This is a genomic window from Variovorax sp. 01T439_2, from assembly GCF_056398445.1.
Genome location: NZ_JBFTPJ010001068.1, coordinates 1 through 1,865, shown reverse-complemented (window position 1 = coordinate 1,865; position 1,865 = coordinate 1). Strand labels below are relative to the sequence as shown.

Sequence of the window (1,865 nt, the reverse complement as noted above, 5' to 3'; positions counted from 1 at the left end):
GCCGCAACGTGGTGGTGAAGACGCCTGCAGGCAAACAGGTGGTGCGCGAGAAGCGCGGCGGCACGCCTTCGAAGAAAAAGCGCTGAGCCTTGCCTGCCGGGCCGGCGGCAACCGAAGCGCGGGCGCTAGAGCTTTTCGGTTTCGCCGCTGCGCGGCTGCCACTTCATGAGGCGCTTCTCGATCAGGCCGACCAGGCCGTCGAGCAAGAGCGCAAAGGCCGTCAGCACCACGATGCCGGCAAATACGGTGTTCACGTCGAAGGTGCCTTCGGCCTGGAGGATCAGGTAACCCACGCCGCGCGCCGAGCCCAGGTACTCGCCGACCACCGCGCCAACGAAGGCCAGGCCCACCGAGGTGTGCAGGCTCGAGAACACCCAGCTCGTCGCGCTCGGCAGGTAGACCGTGCGAAGCAGCTGCCGCTGGTTGGCGCCGAGCATCTTCGCGTTGGCCAGCACCACCGGGCTCACCTCGCGCACGCCCTGGTAGACGTTGAAGAACACGATGAAGAACACCAGCGTGACGGCCAGCGCCACCTTGCTCCAGATGCCGAGGCCGAACCACAGCGCGAAGATCGGCGCGAGGATCACGCGCGGCATCGAGTTGGCGGCCTTGATGTAGGGATCGAGGATCAGGCTGGCAGTGGGTGCCAGCGCCAGCCAGAGCCCGCAAGCCAGCCCGAGCACGGTGCCGATGCCGAAGGCCAGCACCGTCTCGAGCAGCGTGGTGCCCAGGTGCCGGTAGATGTCGGCATTGCCCTTCAGGCCTTCAGGAAACAGCAGATTCGGCGGCACCTCGAACGGCAGGAACCAGCTCCAGATGCGCCCCGCCACCTGGATCGGCTCGCCCAGGAAAAAAGCCACCTGCTGGTTGCGCGACGCCAGGTGCCAGCCCACCAGGATGATCGCGAGCAGCACCAGCTGCCAGAAGCGCGCGTTGCGTTCGTTCAGGCGCGGCATCATGCGGCCTTCCTGAGCTGCTGCGCATAGCCCTTGAGCACTTCGTCGCGCAGCACCTCCCAGATCTGGGTATGCAGCTCGACGAAGCGCGGCTGCGTGCGCACCTCGGCCACGTCGCGCGGGCGCGCCAGGTCGATGGCGAACTCGCCGATCGGATGCGTCGCCGGGCCCGCCGACAACACCACCACGCGGTCGCTCATTGCAATCGCTTCATCGAGGTCGTGCGTGATGAAGAGCACGGCCTTCCGACCTTGTGAGCCCCGGGGCGCTGCGCGGCTCGGCGCGCTCCAGATGTCGAGCACCTCGTTTTCCATCAGCTGGCGCGTCTGGATGTCGAGCGCGCTGAAGGGCTCGTCCATGAGGATGATGTCGGGGTCGAGCACCAGCGTCTGCGCGAGCGCCACGCGCTTGCGCATGCCGCCCGAGAGCTGGTGCGGATAGCGGTCGCCAAAGCCCGAGAGACCTACGCGCGAAAGCCAGGCCTCGGCCTGCCCGCGTGCATCGGCGTCGGGCACGCCGCGGTACTGCAGCCCCACCATCACGTTGTCGATGGCGCTTCGCCACGGCATCAGCGCCTCGGTCTGGAACATGTAGCCGGCGCGCGCGTTCACGCCCGCCAGCGTCTGGCCGAAGACCTTGATGGTGCCCGACGAAGGTTCGAGCAGGCCCGCGCCCACGTTCAGCAAGGTCGACTTGCCGCAGCCCGTGGGACCCACCACCGAGACGAATTCCCCGGCCCGCACGCGCAGCGTGGTGTCGGCCACCGCGGTGTAGCGCTGGCCCGGGTCGTCCTTCGAATGGAAGGTACAGCTGATGGAGAGAAGCTCGAGTGCGTAGTCGGACATGTCTGGCGAGAATTCTGGCATTGGCCGCCACAAGAAAAAACCCGGCCGAAGCCGGGTCGCGGGG

Annotated in this window: 2 protein-coding genes; both read right to left on the bottom strand. The window is 67.2% G+C overall.

Features of this window, described 5'->3' with window-relative positions; all coding sequences use genetic code 11:
* Nucleotides 1-125 precede the first annotated feature (125 nt).
* Nucleotides 126-959, bottom strand: a complete 834-nt coding sequence (locus AC1DOC_RS31925; protein ID WP_018906119.1) for an ABC transporter permease — start codon at nt 957-959, stop codon at nt 126-128.
* Nucleotides 956-1,801, bottom strand: a complete 846-nt coding sequence (locus tag AC1DOC_RS31920) for an ABC transporter ATP-binding protein (RefSeq protein WP_018906120.1) — start codon at nt 1,799-1,801, stop codon at nt 956-958. Before AC1DOC_RS31920 ends, AC1DOC_RS31925 begins: the two co-directional genes overlap by 4 nt.
* Nucleotides 1,802-1,865: the final 64 nt, after the last annotated feature.

What these genes read in the sequence shown, in the direction of transcription:
- AC1DOC_RS31920 (WP_018906120.1), bottom strand. Translation starts at nt 1,801, where the DNA reads ATGTCCGACTACGCACTCGAGCTTCTCTCCATCAGCTGTACCTTCCAT.
- AC1DOC_RS31925 (WP_018906119.1), bottom strand. Translation starts at nt 959, where the DNA reads ATGATGCCGCGCCTGAACGAACGCAACGCGCGCTTCTGGCAGCTGGTG.